General features: G+C 39.2%; 18 protein-coding genes. 17 read left to right on the forward strand and 1 reads right to left on the reverse strand.

Annotated elements, in window-relative coordinates; translation table 11 throughout:
- The first annotated feature begins 295 nt into the window (after positions 1–295).
- The 7 genes from HMPREF2750_RS06155 (at position 296) to ruvB (ending at position 5,679) form a co-directional block, all read left to right on the forward strand.
- The gene (locus HMPREF2750_RS06155) at positions 296–1,564 is read left to right on the forward strand and encodes an NRAMP family divalent metal transporter (RefSeq protein WP_070583071.1); all 1,269 of its coding nucleotides are present in this window, start codon (positions 296–298) and stop codon (positions 1,562–1,564) included.
- Positions 1,565–1,665: 101 nt separating this feature from the next.
- Entirely contained in the window at positions 1,666–2,124 is a 459-nt protein-coding gene (gene nudB, locus HMPREF2750_RS06160; RefSeq protein WP_070583084.1) for a dihydroneopterin triphosphate diphosphatase, read from the forward strand.
- Positions 2,125–2,171: 47 nt separating this feature from the next.
- Positions 2,172–2,912 carry a YebC/PmpR family DNA-binding transcriptional regulator gene (locus HMPREF2750_RS06165; RefSeq protein ID WP_070583072.1) on the forward strand — a complete coding sequence of 247 codons (741 nt, stop codon included), beginning with the start codon at positions 2,172–2,174 and terminating at the stop codon, positions 2,910–2,912.
- Between the two features lie 17 nt (positions 2,913–2,929).
- Positions 2,930–3,364 carry a hypothetical protein gene (locus tag HMPREF2750_RS06170; protein ID WP_049372933.1) on the forward strand — a complete coding sequence of 145 codons (435 nt, stop codon included), beginning with the start codon at positions 2,930–2,932 and terminating at the stop codon, positions 3,362–3,364.
- A gap of 50 nt (positions 3,365–3,414) precedes the next feature.
- Positions 3,415–3,987 (forward strand): crossover junction endodeoxyribonuclease RuvC, encoded by a 573-nt coding sequence (gene ruvC, locus HMPREF2750_RS06175; protein WP_070583073.1) that lies wholly within the window; start codon positions 3,415–3,417, stop codon positions 3,985–3,987.
- Positions 3,988–4,046: 59 nt separating this feature from the next.
- Positions 4,047–4,658 (forward strand): Holliday junction branch migration protein RuvA, encoded by a 612-nt coding sequence (gene ruvA / locus HMPREF2750_RS06180; RefSeq protein WP_049372931.1) that lies wholly within the window; start codon positions 4,047–4,049, stop codon positions 4,656–4,658.
- A gap of 13 nt (positions 4,659–4,671) precedes the next feature.
- Positions 4,672–5,679, forward strand: a complete 1,008-nt coding sequence (gene ruvB, locus HMPREF2750_RS06185; RefSeq protein ID WP_049372930.1) for a Holliday junction branch migration DNA helicase RuvB — start codon at positions 4,672–4,674, stop codon at positions 5,677–5,679.
- Positions 5,680–5,734: 55 nt separating this feature from the next.
- Here the strand turns inward: ruvB and HMPREF2750_RS06190 are convergent, their stop codons facing one another.
- Complete coding sequence (locus tag HMPREF2750_RS06190; RefSeq protein ID WP_049366385.1) at positions 5,735–6,046, reverse strand: DUF5339 domain-containing protein; 312 nt, start codon at positions 6,044–6,046, stop codon at positions 5,735–5,737.
- Between the two features lie 459 nt (positions 6,047–6,505).
- Here HMPREF2750_RS06190 and HMPREF2750_RS06195 point away from each other — a divergent pair, with 459 nt between their 5' ends.
- From HMPREF2750_RS06195 to pal, 10 genes are all read left to right on the forward strand, one after another.
- On the forward strand, positions 6,506–8,071 hold the full coding sequence (locus HMPREF2750_RS06195; protein ID WP_014064908.1) for a cytochrome ubiquinol oxidase subunit I: 1,566 nt from the start codon (positions 6,506–6,508) through the stop codon (positions 8,069–8,071).
- A 14-nt stretch (positions 8,072–8,085) separates the two neighbouring features.
- Complete coding sequence (gene cydB / locus HMPREF2750_RS06200; RefSeq protein ID WP_014064909.1) at positions 8,086–9,225, forward strand: cytochrome d ubiquinol oxidase subunit II; 1,140 nt, start codon at positions 8,086–8,088, stop codon at positions 9,223–9,225.
- 11 nt (positions 9,226–9,236) lie between these two features.
- Entirely contained in the window at positions 9,237–9,335 is a 99-nt protein-coding gene (locus tag HMPREF2750_RS09970; protein WP_101494276.1) for a cytochrome bd oxidase small subunit, CydX/CbdX family, read from the forward strand.
- A 2-nt stretch (positions 9,336–9,337) separates the two neighbouring features.
- Positions 9,338–9,625 carry a cyd operon protein YbgE gene (gene ybgE / locus HMPREF2750_RS06205; protein WP_049372929.1) on the forward strand — a complete coding sequence of 96 codons (288 nt, stop codon included), beginning with the start codon at positions 9,338–9,340 and terminating at the stop codon, positions 9,623–9,625.
- A gap of 71 nt (positions 9,626–9,696) precedes the next feature.
- On the forward strand, positions 9,697–10,125 hold the full coding sequence (gene ybgC / locus HMPREF2750_RS06210) for a tol-pal system-associated acyl-CoA thioesterase (RefSeq protein ID WP_005696676.1): 429 nt from the start codon (positions 9,697–9,699) through the stop codon (positions 10,123–10,125).
- A 20-nt stretch (positions 10,126–10,145) separates the two neighbouring features.
- Entirely contained in the window at positions 10,146–10,832 is a 687-nt protein-coding gene (tolQ, locus tag HMPREF2750_RS06215) for a protein TolQ (RefSeq protein WP_005696675.1), read from the forward strand.
- Between the two features lie 78 nt (positions 10,833–10,910).
- Entirely contained in the window at positions 10,911–11,330 is a 420-nt protein-coding gene (gene tolR, locus HMPREF2750_RS06220) for a colicin uptake protein TolR (protein WP_032803822.1), read from the forward strand.
- 18 nt (positions 11,331–11,348) lie between these two features.
- Complete coding sequence (tolA, locus tag HMPREF2750_RS06225; RefSeq protein WP_070583074.1) at positions 11,349–12,578, forward strand: cell envelope integrity protein TolA; 1,230 nt, start codon at positions 11,349–11,351, stop codon at positions 12,576–12,578.
- A gap of 41 nt (positions 12,579–12,619) precedes the next feature.
- On the forward strand, positions 12,620–13,903 hold the full coding sequence (gene tolB, locus HMPREF2750_RS06230) for a Tol-Pal system beta propeller repeat protein TolB (RefSeq protein WP_049364498.1): 1,284 nt from the start codon (positions 12,620–12,622) through the stop codon (positions 13,901–13,903).
- A gap of 24 nt (positions 13,904–13,927) precedes the next feature.
- A complete protein-coding gene (gene pal, locus HMPREF2750_RS06235; RefSeq protein WP_005696669.1) occupies positions 13,928–14,395 on the forward strand; it encodes a peptidoglycan-associated lipoprotein Pal in 468 nt (155 codons plus the stop codon).
- Positions 14,396–14,603 lie beyond the last annotated feature (208 nt).

Below are 14,603 nucleotides of genomic sequence, written 5' to 3' on the forward strand. Positions count from 1 at the left end.
GTTTTTAGTATCTAGTATGAGCTAATGCGATATAAGTGCGGTCAAAAATTCAACTGATTTTGACCGCACTTTCTTTTTATTGAAAAAATTTTATTCACTTAAAGACATCACTTTTTTGGTATGAATATGATGTAGTTTTATTTGTTTTGAAGTTATATCCTGAAATTTCAAAATAATTAGATTTTTACTCTTTTATTCTTCTTTAAATGGAACTTTATTTACTTTACTCAAGGATAAAATTCTATTATAAATAAGACCTTTTTCGATTTATGATTAATTTATAAGAGAACATTTTATGAGTGAAGTTTCAACTCCAGTAGAAAAATCAACATGGGCGAGTAAATTCTCTGCCTTAGGCCCTGGAATCGTGATGGCATCAGCAGCTGTTGGTGGTTCACATATTATTGCATCCACCCAAGCCGGTGCGATCTATGGTTGGGAATTAGTGAGCATTGTTATTCTTGCTAATTTATTCAAATATCCTTTCTTCCGTTTCGGTGTTCAATATACCTTAGATACGGGGAATACCTTGTTAGAAGGTTACCGTCAAAAAGGGAAATTCTATCTTTGGTTATTCCTTGCTTTAAACATTTTTGCGACTGTGATTAATACTGCTGCAGTAGGGTTATTAACAGCAGCAATTTTAACGTTTATCACCCCAATCCCTCTACCAATGCCAGTATTGAGCTCATTAGTGATTCTTGTGACAACCGGCATTTTATTGTTAGGGAAATACCGTCTATTAGATAGCTTATCGAAAATTATCATGATTGCTTTAACGGTAACCACCGTGAGCGCTGTAGTGATCGCCTTTATGCGTAATGGTATCCATGGCGTAGCTGCACCTGATTTTGTAGCGCCTTCTCCATGGGAATTAAGTAAATTAGCGTTTTTAGTTGCTTTGATGGGATGGATGCCTGCACCAATTGAAATTTCTGCAATTAACTCAATGTGGGTGGTGGCAAAACGCCGTTTAACCAAAGTGTCTTATCAAGATGGTTTGTTTGACTTCAATGTGGGGTACATCGGTACTGCCATTTTAGCTGTTGTTTTCTTAGCCCTTGGTGCATTAGTACAATATGGTTCGCCAGAAACCGTAGAGATGGTGGGTGGAAAATATATCGCCCAACTTATCAATATGTATGCAAGTACTATCGGTGAATGGTCTCGCTTATTAATTGCGGTGATTGCGTTTATGTGTATGTTTGGTACAACAATTACGGTAATTGATGGTTATTCTCGTACTAATGTTGAAGCAGTACGTATTTTGTCTGGTAAACAAGAAAGCTCAGTAAGAGTTTTAAACATTGGCATGATTTTAGCCGCATTGTCGGGTTTAGCGATTATTTTCTACTTTAATAATGCAGTGGGTCCAATGCTGAAATTTGCGATGATTGCTTCATTTGTTTCTGCGCCAATCTTCGCTTGGTTGAATTTATCTCTGACTAAGCACGCGAAACACAGTGTAAAAGGCGGCTTATTGTGGTTATCCCTTATAGGATTATTCTACTTAACCGCCTTTGCAGGATTGTTTATTGCTCAACAAGCTGGCTGGTTAAACTAAAATAATTGAGATAATTACCGCACTTTAGTTTTAAAGTGCGGTAATTTTTTTGAAAGTTTTTAGCAGAAAAGGTATGATGCAGCCTATTCTTAATTATGCAGATGACGAGTTTGACATATAAAAATAATCAATCGGTTCTTGTGGTAATTTATGCAGAAAGCACGCATCGTGTTCTTATGCTTCAACGTCAAGATGATTCCACTTTTTGGCAATCTGTTACGGGGACATTAGAAAGCAATGAAACCCCAAGAGAGACAGCAATTCGAGAGGTTTGGGAAGAAATAGGATTAAAAATAGAAGAAAATTCGACCGCACTTTTTGATTGCAAAGAGAGCATAGAATTTGAAATTTTCCCGCATTTCCGCTATAAATACGCACCGAATGTGACTCACTGTCATGAACATTGGTTTTTATTGGCAGTTGAGCAGGAATTTGAGCCGATATTAAGTGAGCATTTAGCGTATCAATGGGTTTTACCTGAACAAGCGATCCAAATGACAAAATCGCCGAATAATGCCGAGGCCATCAAAAAATATTTGATGAAAGGCTTTCCTCTATAGAAGAGGGTATAATTTACAAACGTTTTTAAGATAAGAAGGAAAACAACATGGCAGGCCATAGTAAGTGGGCAAATATTAAACACCGTAAAGCAGCACAAGATGCGCAACGCGGTAAAATTTTTACAAAATTAATTCGTGAATTAGTAACCGCTGCAAAAATTGGTGGCGGTGATGTCGGTGCGAACCCGCGTTTACGTGCGGCAGTAGATAAAGCCTTATCAAGCAACATGACTCGCGACACCATTAACCGCGCGATTGAACGCGGTGTGGGCGGTGGTGATGACACCAATATGGAAACAAGAATTTACGAAGGTTATGGTCCGGGTGGAACTGCTGTGATGGTTGAGTGTCTAAGTGACAACGCAAATCGAACCATTTCACAGGTTCGCCCAAGTTTCACTAAATGTGGTGGTAACTTAGGGACTGAAGGTTCTGTGGGCTATTTATTCAGCAAAAAAGGCTTGATTTTAATTAGCCAAGGTGAAGAAGATGCGTTAATGGAGGCAGCAATTGAAGCCGGTGCGGATGATATTCAGCTACAAGATGATGGTTCATTCGAAATCTATACTGCGTGGGAAGATTTAGGTTCTGTGCGCGATGCAATCGAAGCAGCAGGATTTAAAATTGATAACGCAGAAGTGACAATGATTCCATCAACAACGGTTGATCTTGATCTTGAAACTGCGCCTAAATTGTTGCGTTTAATTGACATGTTAGAAGACTGTGACGATGTACAAAACGTATATCATAACGGTGAAATTAGTGATGAAGTTGCAGCTCAGCTGTAATTTTAAGGAGATTTAGAATGAAATTAGCTAAAGTATTACCAGCAATGGCCGCTCTTGTTGTTTTATCAGCTTGTGCAAGCGATGCACCAAAAATGGAAAACAAGGCAGAGCAAACTGCAGCACCTACTGTAACGGATAAAACAGTAGTTTATACTTGTAACAAGAAAACTGTAACTGCAGTTTATCAATTCGAAAACCAAGAGCCAACAGCGGCAATGGTAATGGTAGGCAACAAAGTTGTTGCGAAAGATTTCGCTCGTGATGCAGCTCAAAAAGACTTCACTTCATTTACTTCTGGCAAATATGTTTGGAACGTAGATAGTGGTTTAACTTTAGATAAATTCGATTCTGTTGTGCCAGTAAATCTTTTAATCAAAGGCAAAAAAGCAGATAAAATTGTTGTGAAAAACTGTGATGTAGATGCAAAAGCAACTGCAAAAGCAAACCAATAATTAACGCTAAAAACGGCCGGCATTGACCGGCCGTTTATTTTTGAGAGTTTATGAATATTATTTTAGGCATTGACCCAGGTTCTCGTGTAACGGGTTATGGTGTGATTAGACAAAATGGTCGCCATTTAGAATATCTCGGCAGTGGAGCAATCCGCACGCAGGTCGAGGATTTACCTACACGATTAAAACGAATTTATGCCGGTGTGACAGAAATCATCACGCAATTTCAGCCCGATATGTTTGCTATTGAACAAGTGTTTATGGCTAAAAATGCTGACTCAGCTTTAAAACTGGGACAAGCGCGTGGTACGGCAATTGTGGCAGCGGTGAATCACGATTTACCTGTATTTGAATATGCCGCTCGTTTGGTGAAACAGACTGTCGTAGGGATTGGTTCTGCAGATAAAGTGCAAGTACAAGATATGGTGACACGAATTTTGAAGCTATCAGACAAACCACAAGCAGATGCGGCAGATGCTTTGGCCATTGCGATCACTCATGCTCACACTATTCAGCATTCCTTACATATTGCGGGCTCGGTCAAAACCACAGAAACTCACGAAAAAATGACCGCACTTTTAAAAACAAGGTACAGCCGAGGTCGATTTAGATTAAAAATTTAACTGGATTAATATCCAGTTTTATTTTATTCTATGCAAAAATTTTTTTACATGGAAATCTTATGATCGGTCGTTTGAAAGGCATCTTATTAGAAAAACAACCTCCTGAAATTTTGCTTGATGTACAAGGCGTTGGTTACGAATTATTGTTACCGATGACCAGTTTTTATGATTTACCTGAAATCGGGCAAGAAACTACTTTATTTACCCATCTTGTTGTGCGTGAAGATGCTCATCTTCTTTTTGGATTTGCCCAAAAAACTGACCGCACTTTATTCCGTGAATTAATTAAAACCAATGGTGTTGGACCTAAATTGGCACTTGCGATCTTATCTGCAATGTCAGTAGAGCAGTTTGCTTACGCTATTGAGCGAGAAGAACTGTCAAAATTAGTGAAAATTCCTGGTGTGGGCAAGAAAACAGCTGAACGTTTATTGGTAGAGTTAAAAGGTAAGTTTAAAGATGTTCGCCAAAGTGATTTCTTTGTGGAGAGCAAACATATTCCTTCAACTTCAGAATTACGCAAAGCTGAAAGCTCAGCAGATGAAGCGATTGCTGCATTAATTGCATTAGGCTATAAACCAACCGATGCTGAAAAAATGGTGAAAAAAGTGGCTAAAGCAGACTTAACCAGTGAGCAATTAATTCGCGAAGCCTTAAAAGCCGCACTATAAAGATTAAACAGATATGATCGAAGCAGATAGAATTATTAGCAGTCAGGCAAAGATGGATGAAGATGTCATCGATCGTGCGATTCGTCCAAAACTTTTAGCCGACTATGTGGGACAACCACAAGTGCGAGAGCAGATGGATATTTTCATCAAGGCCGCAAAATTGCGTCAAGATGCCTTAGATCATCTGTTGATCTTTGGTCCTCCAGGTTTAGGAAAAACAACGCTAGCTAATATTGTGGCAAATGAAATGGGTGTGAATATTCGCACAACATCAGGCCCTGTGCTTGAAAAAGCTGGCGATTTAGCGGCAATGCTGACAAATCTTGAACCCCATGATGTGTTATTCATTGATGAAATTCACCGTCTTTCTCCTGCGATTGAAGAAGTGCTTTATCCGGCAATGGAAGATTATCAGCTGGATATTATGATTGGTGAAGGGCCAGCAGCACGTTCAATTAAATTGGATTTACCCCCTTTTACATTAATTGGCGCTACAACCAGAGCTGGTTCATTAACCTCGCCATTGCGTGATCGTTTCGGTATTGTTCAACGTTTAGAATTTTATTCCGTTGAAGATTTAACGTCTATTGTGACAAGAAGTGCCTCTTGCTTAAATCTAGAATTAGAAGATAAAGCCGCTTTTGAAGTCGCTCGTCGTTCACGTGGTACGCCTCGTATTGCAAACCGTTTATTGCGTCGCGTTCGAGATTTTGCTGATGTGCGTAATGATGGCATTATTTCGGCAGACATTGCGAAACAAGCGCTTTCAATGTTGGATGTAGATGATGCGGGCTTTGATTACTTAGATAGAAAATTACTTACCGCAGTGATTGAACGTTTTGATGGTGGACCAGTTGGGTTAGATAACTTGGCGGCAGCAATTGGCGAAGAGCGTGACACTATTGAAGATGTGTTAGAACCTTACTTGATTCAACAAGGATTTTTACAGCGTACGCCTCGAGGCCGAATTGCGACTTCGTTAACTTATCGACACTTTGGACTTCAGAAGCAGTCAGAATAAGAGATAGAAAAAAGGACATATTGATATCAATATGTCCTTTCTTTTTAAAACTTGATTAGTTAGTTTCTTCAGTATAGCTCTTCATACTATTTAATCTTGCTAAACCCACATCACAGCTTTTTTGTTGAGTTGCTAATTCCATTTCAAGAATTTGCTGTTTGCTTTGATTAAGTTTACTTTTAATTTTACCTACTTGAGTATGAGTGCCTGGCTGTTTTTCTGCTTGGGCAATCAAATTTTCTGTTTCTTTAAATAACTGTGTGCATTGTTGTGGAAGAGCAGCTTTGTTTTCTGTAATAGGTGCTGCAGTGGCAGATAGAGCCATCGAACCGAAAAGTGCGGTCAAAATTACACAAATTTTTTTCATTGTAAATCCCTACAAATCTTTCCAAATATTATTGGGCTAAAAAATAGCAAAATCTTGTCGCCCTGTCTAGTGGTTATTTTGTCTATTTCTTTTCGATAAAGTTTCCTTGTGATAGAGATAAATTTTTTTATTTGAGATAAATATGCAAGATTTGATGCAGATCAATTTCGCTATAGTTACGCTAAATAGGGTATTTTGTAACTTATATCAAAAAATGTGATCAATATAACGGTTTTTTCTATTTTTTATCCTCATAAATAGTAGTAGAATAGGGCAAAATTTTGAATGTTTATATTGTAATCGGTTACTGCATTCTGTTTTGAGAATAGAAAAGGCAATTATTACGTAAATAATTCAATGTTTCTTAACGATTTTTGTTGAGTAGTTTGGGGTGATTATTTGGGATTATCCTTGGTAATCATAAAGTGAAAATCTTGTAGATTTATACAAGGAGTTGAGATGTTAGACGTTGTTGATCTCTCACGCTTGCAGTTTGCGTTAACTGCGTTATATCACTTCATTTTTGTACCATTAACATTAGGTTTATCTTTCGTTCTTGTGATCATGGAAACCATTTATGTTAAAACGGGCAAAGAAGTATATAAAGATATGACTAAATTCTGGGGTAAGTTATTTGGTATTAACTTTGCTCTAGGGGTAACGACCGGTATTATCATGGAGTTCCAATTCGGGACAAACTGGTCTTATTATTCTCACTATGTAGGTGATATTTTCGGTGCACCATTAGCGATCGAAGCATTACTTGCATTCTTCTTAGAATCCACTTTCGTGGGGCTATTCTTCTTCGGTTGGGATCGTTTAACTAAAGGTAAACACTTACTCGCAACTTACTGCGTAGCCTTTGGTTCAAACCTTTCTGCGATGTGGATTTTAGTGGCAAATGGTTGGATGCAACATCCAGTAGCGGCAGAATTTAACTTTGAAACCGTTCGTATGGAAATGACCAGCTTCTTAGATCTTTGGTTAAATCCAGTTGCGCAAAGTAAATTCTTACATACATTAACAGCAGGTTATTCAACTGGTGCAATGTTTGTATTAGGTATTAGTGCATTCTATTTATTAAAAGGCCGTGATATTGGTTTTGCTAAACGTTCATTCTCTGTAGCGGCAACCTTTGGCTTTATCGCGGCATCAGCAGTATTAATTATGGGTGATGAATCAGGTTACGACATCGGTAAAGCACAACCTGTGAAATTAGCTGCAATGGAAGCTGAGTTTGAAACTCATCCTGCACCAGCTCCATTCCACCCAGTGGCGATTCCAAATACTGCAGAAATGAAAAATGATTTTGCGATTGAAATCCCATATTTAGGTGGTTTAATTGCAACGCGTTCTTTAGATACTGAAATCGTTGGTTTGAAAGAAATTCAAGCAAAAAATGAAGGTCGTGTTCGTAACGGTATGGTTGCTTATGATTTATTCACACAATTAAAAGCAGAGAAAAAATCAGCAGGCCAAGTAAATCCAGAAACTAAAGCAAAATTTGATGAAGTCAAAGGTGATTTAGGTTTCGGTTTATTATTAAAACGTTACACAGATAAAGTTGTAGATGCAACGGATGAACAAATTAAACAAGCAGCACGTGATACTATTCCAAACGTAGGTCCTAACTTCTGGGCGTTCCGTGGTATGTTAGCGGCAGGTGGTTTAATTATTTTACTGACCTTTGGTGCATTTGTTCAAAATTTACGTAACAAAGTCACTTCTTCTCGCTTATTACTTAAAGCATTGCTTTGGGGTATCCCATTGCCAATCTTAGCGATTGAATTTGGTTGGTTCTTAGCTGAATTTGGTCGTCAACCGTGGGCGATTTATGAAGTATTACCGGTGGGTGTGTCTGCCTCTAACTTGAGTGTAGGTGACTTATGGTTCTCTATCGGTTTAATTTGTGTACTTTACTTCTTCTTCATCATTGCGGAAATGTATTTGATGTTTAAATATGCACGTTTAGGTCCAAGTGCATTGAAAACCGGCAAATACTATTTTGAGCAATCATCTAAATAAGCAGGAGATGGATTATGCTTGATTATGAAATTCTACGTATTATTTGGTGGGTGCTAGTTGTTGTATTGCTTATCGGTTTCTCTGTAACAGATGGATTCGATATGGGCGTGACCGCACTTTTACCCGTAGCTGGTAAGAAAGAAGTAGAAAGACGTATTATGATTAACTCTATTGCTCCACACTGGGATGGTAACCAAGTTTGGTTATTAACTGCTGGTGGTGCAATCTTCGCGGCATGGCCGATTGTTTATTCTGTGGCGTTTTCAGGCTTCTATATTGCCTTATTCCTTGTGTTAGCTGCGTTATTCTTCCGTCCAATTGGTTTTGAATATCGTGCGAAAATTGATAATCCAACATGGCGTGCCGTGTGGGATTGGGGCTTATTTGCGGGTGGTTTTGTACCTGCATTAGTATTCGGTGTAGCATTTGGTAATTTATTACAAGGTGTACCATTCGAATTAAATGAGCTTTCACAAGCAACTTACACAGGTTCTTTCTTTGCATTATTAAACCCATTCGCATTACTTTGCGGTGTGTTAAGCCTTGCAATGTTAGTGACTCACGGTGCAAACTGGTTACAAATGAAAACCACTGCTGCATTGCGTGATCGCGCAAGAGCGATTACACAAATCGGTGCATTAGTGACATTAATTACTTTTGTACTTGCAGGTGTGTGGCTTTCTTTCAAAGATGGTTATGTGGTGACTAGCACGATTGATCATTTTGCAGCGTCAGCACCAGCTTCAGGTAAGCAAGTAGCAGTTGAAGCAGGTGCATGGTTCAAAAACTTCAATGAAAATCCAGCTTTATGGGCATTCCCAGTATTAGCTGTGGTTGGTGCATTATTAAATGTGGTTGCATCTAAAGCAAATCGTTGTGGTTTTGCGTTCTTCTTCTCTGTATTAACAATGGCTGGTGTGATTATTACTGCGGCAGTATCAATGTTCCCATTTGTAATGCCTTCAAGTACTCATCCAGAACAAAGTTTGTTAATGTGGGATGCAACGTCAAGTGAATTAACATTAACCTTAATGTTCTACTTGGCATTAGTATTTGTTACCATCTCATTGCTTTACACCATTTGGTCATACTACAAAATGTTTGGTCGCTTGGATGAAAGCTTTGTTGAAGACAACAAAAACTCATTATACTAAGGAGAAACAATATGTTATACGTAATTTGGGTAGTGGGTGTGTTGGCTGCAGTTATGGTGAGTGCTAAATTAACCATTGGCAAAGAAAAGTCAGGTAAATTTGACGAGTAATGATGATTAATTCACTCTATCAATTAAGTAATAAGGGTTCCTTGCGAACCCTTTCGTTTATTTTGGCGTTATTTTTAACCGCGGCTTTCTTTTTAAATTTAAATCAATTTTCGACCGCACTTCGAACTGCACATCCAGCTTGGATTCTTGCGATTTTTTGGGGATTGATTAATTTGTGGATCCACGGTATCGGATTTGAAATTCGTCGAGCAATATGGCAGCTCGTTTTCTTGCCGTTTATTGGTTATTTCACCACAATAATTGCCATTGTTCAGCATTGGTTTTTATAAGAGCGATAGACAAATATTATTATTTGGATCTTGCACATCTAATGAACAGGTTCTAAAATAAGCGGCTTGTTATGGCTGATAATTTGAGCATTATTTTGAATAACCAATGTTTTACCTTTCCGGTTCGTGTCTATTATGAGGACACGGATGCAGGCGGAGTAGTGTATCACGCACGTTACTTACATTTCTTTGAGCGTGCGCGAACTGAATATTTAAGAACGCTTAATTTTTCCCAACAATCATTATTGCAGGAACAACAGTTAGCTTTTGTGGTCAAAACCATGTCTATTGACTATTGTATTCCGGCAAAATTGGATGATTATCTTATTGTCGAAACGGAAATAACGGCAGTGAAAGGAGCAACAATTCTCTTTGAACAGCGGTTAGTTCGTGAGACAGTGGTGTTATCGAAGGCTACTGTTAAGGTAGCCTGTGTTGATCTAGGCAAAATGAAACCTGTCGCAATTCCTGAAGAATTAAAAGCGGCATTTTTAAAGTAAATAACTTTTCGGAGTATGCAATGACTGCAGAATTGAACTTTTTAGATCTTTTTCTAAAAGCGAGTATCGTTGTTCAACTTGTAATTGTGATCTTGATTTCGTTCTCAATTATTTCTTGGGCAATCATCATTCAACGTAGCCGTATTTTGACGAGCGCGTTAAAAGAAGCGAACACTTTTGAAGATCGTTTCTGGTCTGGTGAAGATTTAAACAAACTTTATGATGGTTTATCTAATCGTCGTGAAGTATTAACGGGTAGCGAACAAATTTTCTTTGTTGGCTTTAAAGAATTCTCTCGCTTAAAACAAGTGAACGCAGATGCGCCAGAAGCAATCATTAAAGGTACGACTCGTGCAATGAACCTTGCGATGAATCGTGAAGTAGAAGCGCTTGAAAGTCGTGTACCTTTCTTAGCAACAGTGGCTTCTGTGAGTCCATATATTGGTTTATTTGGTACCGTTTGGGGGATCATGCACGCATTTATGGCGTTAAGTGGTGCGAAACAAGCAACATTACAAATGGTTGCTCCAGGTATCGCAGAAGCCTTGATCGCAACTGCAATCGGTTTGTTTGCGGCGATTCCAGCTGTAATGGCGTATAACCGTTTAAGCTTACGTGTAAATGCGATTGAACAAAATTATGGTAACTTCATTGATGAATTCACCACAATTTTACATCGTCAAGCTTTTGGTAAAGCGCCCCATTAAAAATCAATGAAAAATTGACCGCACTTGATAAATCAGACGAAAAGTGCGGTGGATTTTAGCGAAGTTTTAGAGGAAATTATGGCTCGTCGTCAGCGTAAAGACATTAAATCTGAAATTAACATCGTGCCATTTCTCGATGTTCTTTTAGTTTTAGTGTTAATTTTTATGGCAACCGCGCCGATTATCAGTCAGAGCGTTCAAGTGGAACTCCCTGATTCGGTGCAAAGTCAAAATGTATCAAATGAAGATAAAACACCGGTTATCTTAGAAGTAGCAGGTGTAGGGCAGTATTCGATTTCTATTGGTGGTCAACGCCAAGAAGGCCTTAACGAAGAAATGGTAACCCAATTATCAAAACAAGAATTTGATAAAGACAATAACACAATGTTCTTAGTGGGCGGAGCAAAAGATGTACCTTATGAAGAAGTGATTAAAGCACTGAATTTACTACATCTTGCCGGCATTAAGTCTGTGGGTTTAATGACCAACCCAATTTAAGAATAAGTAGGTAAAACCGTGCAGAATAATCGACGAAAAAAACGTGCAAATGAGTTTGTCATCTCTATTGCGATGCACCTTGCATTGTTTGGTTTGTTGATTTGGAGCTCTCTTTATCAAACCGTTGAAATAATGGGTGGTGGAGAAGGTGAAGGTGATGCCATGGGAGCTGTGATGGTCGATACCGGCAGCGCAGCACAGGAATGGGGACGTATTCAACAACAGAAAAAAGGTCAAACTGATAAACAGAAAAAACCAGAACCTGTAGTCGAAGAGAAGAAACCAGAGCCTGAACCTGAACCAAATCAGCAAGAAATTGCGAAACAAGAAGAGATTAAGCGTCAGCAGGAAATTCAACGTCAAAAAGAACTTGAAAAACAAAAGCAGCAAGAAATTGAAAAGCAAAAACAGCAACAAGAACTTGCTCGTCAAGAGGCGTTAGAAAAGCAGAAACAAGCTGAAGAAGCGAAAGCAAAACAAGCTGCTGAAGCAGCGAAGTTAAAAGCTGATGCAGAAGCGAAACGTTTAGCGGCAGCTGCTAAACAGGCTGAGGAAGAGGCAAAAGCTAAAGCACAAGCCGAAGCTCAAAAAGCGAAAGAAAAAGCTGAAGCAGATGCTAAAGCGAAGGCTGAGGCAAAAGCGAAAGCCGATGCTGAAGCAAAAGCGAAGGCCAAGGCAGAAGCAGATGCTAAAGCGAAAGCTGAGGCAGATGCTAAGGCTAAAGCAAAAGCTGAAGCTGATGCAAAAGCGAAAGCAGATGCAGAGGCAAAAGCTAAGGCTGAAGCAAAAGCTAAAGCGGATGCAGAAGCAAAAGCGAAGGCTGACGCAGCAAAACGTAAAGCAGATCAAGCAGCTTTAGATGACTTCATGAACGGCGGAGATGTCGGTGGTGGTAGTGCATCTAAAGGTGGTAATGCAAATAAAGGCGGTACACAAGGTAGTGGTGCAGGACTAGGTGCTGGAGATGGTGGTAAAGTTGGTGACCAATATGCAGGTGTCATTAAACGTGAAATTCAACGCCGTTTCTTAAAAGACCCAAGCTTTGCCGGTAAAGTTTGTAGCATTAAAATCCAACTCGGTCGAGATGGCACGATTTTAGGCTACCAACGCGTTTCTGGACCTGATGATATTTGTACTGCAGCATTAAGTGCGGTAGCGAGAACGAAAAAAGTTCCAGCAGCACCATCTGATGCTATTTATGAGAAATATAAAGCGCCGACTATCGATTTTGATATCAATGCTCGATAATCGGTTTTAGGAAAGTAACAACGTTAAAATAAGGTGATTAAATGAAATTGATCAAACGTGTTATGGGGCTATTTGTGGTGATGTTTGCATTTGCAAGCACAGCAATGGCAGAAGATGAAGTTCGAATTGTGATTGATGAAGGTGTTGATGGCGCTCGTCCTATCGCAGTTGTTCCTTTCGCAGGTTCTGCACCTGAAAATATTGGTCAAATTGTTGCAGATGACTTACGTAATAGTGGTAAATTTAACCCAATTCCAGTGAGCCAAATGCCACAACAACCAACGACTGCAGCAGAAGTAAAACCTGAAGCTTGGACTGCTTTAGGTATTGATGCTGTTGTGGTAGGTCAAGTGACATCAACTGGTAGTGGTTATAACATTTCTTACCAATTGGTTGATACGGTAGGGGCATCAGGTACACCTGGTGCGGTGCTTGCACAAAATAGCTATACAGTGACAAATAAATGGTTACGCTATGGTGCACATACCGTGAGTGATGAAGTATTTGAAAAATTAACCGGTATTCGTGGTGCATTCAGAACGCGTATCGCTTACGTAGTTCAAAAAAATGGTGGCTCACAACCTTATGAAGTTCGTGTAGCAGATTATGATGGTTACAACCAATTTATCGTAAATCGTAGCTCACAACCAATTATGTCTCCAGCTTGGTCTCCAGATGGTAAACGTTTAGCATACGTATCTTTTGAGAACAAAAAATCTCAACTTGTTGTACAAGACTTAGGTTCAGGTTCTCGTAAAGTTGTAGCTTCTTTCCCAGGACATAACGGTGCGCCAGCATTCTCTCCAGACGGTTCTAAACTCGCATTTGCTTCTTCACAAGATGGTTTATTAAACATCTATGTAATGGGCTCAAATGGTGGTACACCGACTCAATTAACTCGCGGTGCGGGTAATAATACAGAACCATCATGGTCTCCAGATGGTAGCTCAATTCTCTTTACTTCAGATAGAGGCGGTTCGCCACAAGTTTATCGCATGAGCGCAAGTGGTGGTGGTGCATCACCAGTTGGTGGTCGCGGTAGTGCGCAAATCAGTAGTGATGGTAAAACACTCGTGATGATCAACGGTAATAACAACGTGGTGAAACAAGATCTCACCAGCGGTAGTTCTGAAGTATTAAGTACATCTTTCTTAGGTGAAAGCCCAAGTATTTCTCCTAATGGTATCATGATTATTTACAGCTCTACACAAGGGCTAGGAAAGGTGTTACAATTAGTTTCTGCAGATGGTCGCTTTAAAGCGAGTCTTCCAGGAAGTAATGGCCAAGTGAAATTTCCAGCTTGGTCTCCATACTTGACTAAATAAAAAAACTCATTGAGGAGAAATCTAATGAACAAATTTGTTAAATCATTATTAGTTGCTGGTTCAGTAGCTGCATTAGCAGCATGTAGCTCATCAAACAACGATGCAGCAGGCAACGGTGCTAACAACGGTCAAACTTTCGGTGGTTACTCTGTTGAAGATCTTCAACAACGTTACAACACCGTTTACTTCGGTTTCGACAAATTCAACATCGAAGGTGAATACGTTCAAATCTTAGATGCTCACGCTGCATACTTAAATGCAACTCCAGCTTCTAAAGTTGTTGTTGAAGGTAACACTGACGAACGTGGTACTCCAGAGTACAACATCGCTTTAGGTCAACGTCGTGCTGATGCAGTTAAAGGTTTCTTAGCTGGTAAAGGTGTTGACGCTGGTAAAGTATCAACTGTTTCTTACGGTGAAGAAAAACCTGCAGTGTTAGGTCACGATGAAGCAGCATACTCTAAAAACCGTCGTGCAGTGTTAGCATACTAATTTTTAGAGAATTTTGATTCTTAGAAAAAAGGAGAGTAGAAATACTCTCCTTTTTTATTTGTTCTAAGATATTGTCAGAAATTGACGAGTATTCACGCAATTAACACAATTTCTTCAGATTTTTCTTGCGTCAGAAAATAAAATCGGTAATATACGCACCTGTTACGAAATAATGTGGGTCGTTAGCTCAGTCGGTAGAGCAGCGGAC

Source organism: Haemophilus sp. HMSC066D02 (assembly GCF_001810545.1).
In the GTDB taxonomy this organism is placed as follows: Bacteria; Pseudomonadota; Gammaproteobacteria; order Enterobacterales; family Pasteurellaceae; genus Haemophilus_D.

Excerpts from the sequence above, each read along its gene's own strand:
- tolR (WP_032803822.1), top strand. The coding sequence starts at position 10,911 with ATGGCTCGTCGTCAGCGTAAAGACATTAAATCTGAAATTAACATCGTG.
- HMPREF2750_RS06170 (WP_049372933.1), top strand. The coding sequence starts at position 2,930 with ATGAAATTAGCTAAAGTATTACCAGCAATGGCCGCTCTTGTTGTTTTA.
- HMPREF2750_RS06190 (WP_049366385.1), bottom strand. The coding sequence starts at position 6,046 with ATGAAAAAAATTTGTGTAATTTTGACCGCACTTTTCGGTTCGATGGCT.
- ybgC (WP_005696676.1), top strand. The coding sequence starts at position 9,697 with ATGGCTGATAATTTGAGCATTATTTTGAATAACCAATGTTTTACCTTT.
- tolB (WP_049364498.1), top strand. The coding sequence starts at position 12,620 with ATGAAATTGATCAAACGTGTTATGGGGCTATTTGTGGTGATGTTTGCA.
- ruvB (WP_049372930.1), top strand. The coding sequence starts at position 4,672 with ATGATCGAAGCAGATAGAATTATTAGCAGTCAGGCAAAGATGGATGAA.
- ruvC (WP_070583073.1), top strand. The coding sequence starts at position 3,415 with ATGAATATTATTTTAGGCATTGACCCAGGTTCTCGTGTAACGGGTTAT.
- HMPREF2750_RS09970 (WP_101494276.1), top strand. The coding sequence starts at position 9,237 with ATGTTATACGTAATTTGGGTAGTGGGTGTGTTGGCTGCAGTTATGGTG.
- nudB (WP_070583084.1), top strand. The coding sequence starts at position 1,666 with ATGACGAGTTTGACATATAAAAATAATCAATCGGTTCTTGTGGTAATT.
- tolQ (WP_005696675.1), top strand. The coding sequence starts at position 10,146 with ATGACTGCAGAATTGAACTTTTTAGATCTTTTTCTAAAAGCGAGTATC.
- ruvA (WP_049372931.1), top strand. The coding sequence starts at position 4,047 with ATGATCGGTCGTTTGAAAGGCATCTTATTAGAAAAACAACCTCCTGAA.
- ybgE (WP_049372929.1), top strand. The coding sequence starts at position 9,338 with ATGATTAATTCACTCTATCAATTAAGTAATAAGGGTTCCTTGCGAACC.
- HMPREF2750_RS06155 (WP_070583071.1), top strand. The coding sequence starts at position 296 with ATGAGTGAAGTTTCAACTCCAGTAGAAAAATCAACATGGGCGAGTAAA.
- pal (WP_005696669.1), top strand. The coding sequence starts at position 13,928 with ATGAACAAATTTGTTAAATCATTATTAGTTGCTGGTTCAGTAGCTGCA.
- cydB (WP_014064909.1), top strand. The coding sequence starts at position 8,086 with ATGCTTGATTATGAAATTCTACGTATTATTTGGTGGGTGCTAGTTGTT.
- HMPREF2750_RS06165 (WP_070583072.1), top strand. The coding sequence starts at position 2,172 with ATGGCAGGCCATAGTAAGTGGGCAAATATTAAACACCGTAAAGCAGCA.
- HMPREF2750_RS06195 (WP_014064908.1), top strand. The coding sequence starts at position 6,506 with ATGTTAGACGTTGTTGATCTCTCACGCTTGCAGTTTGCGTTAACTGCG.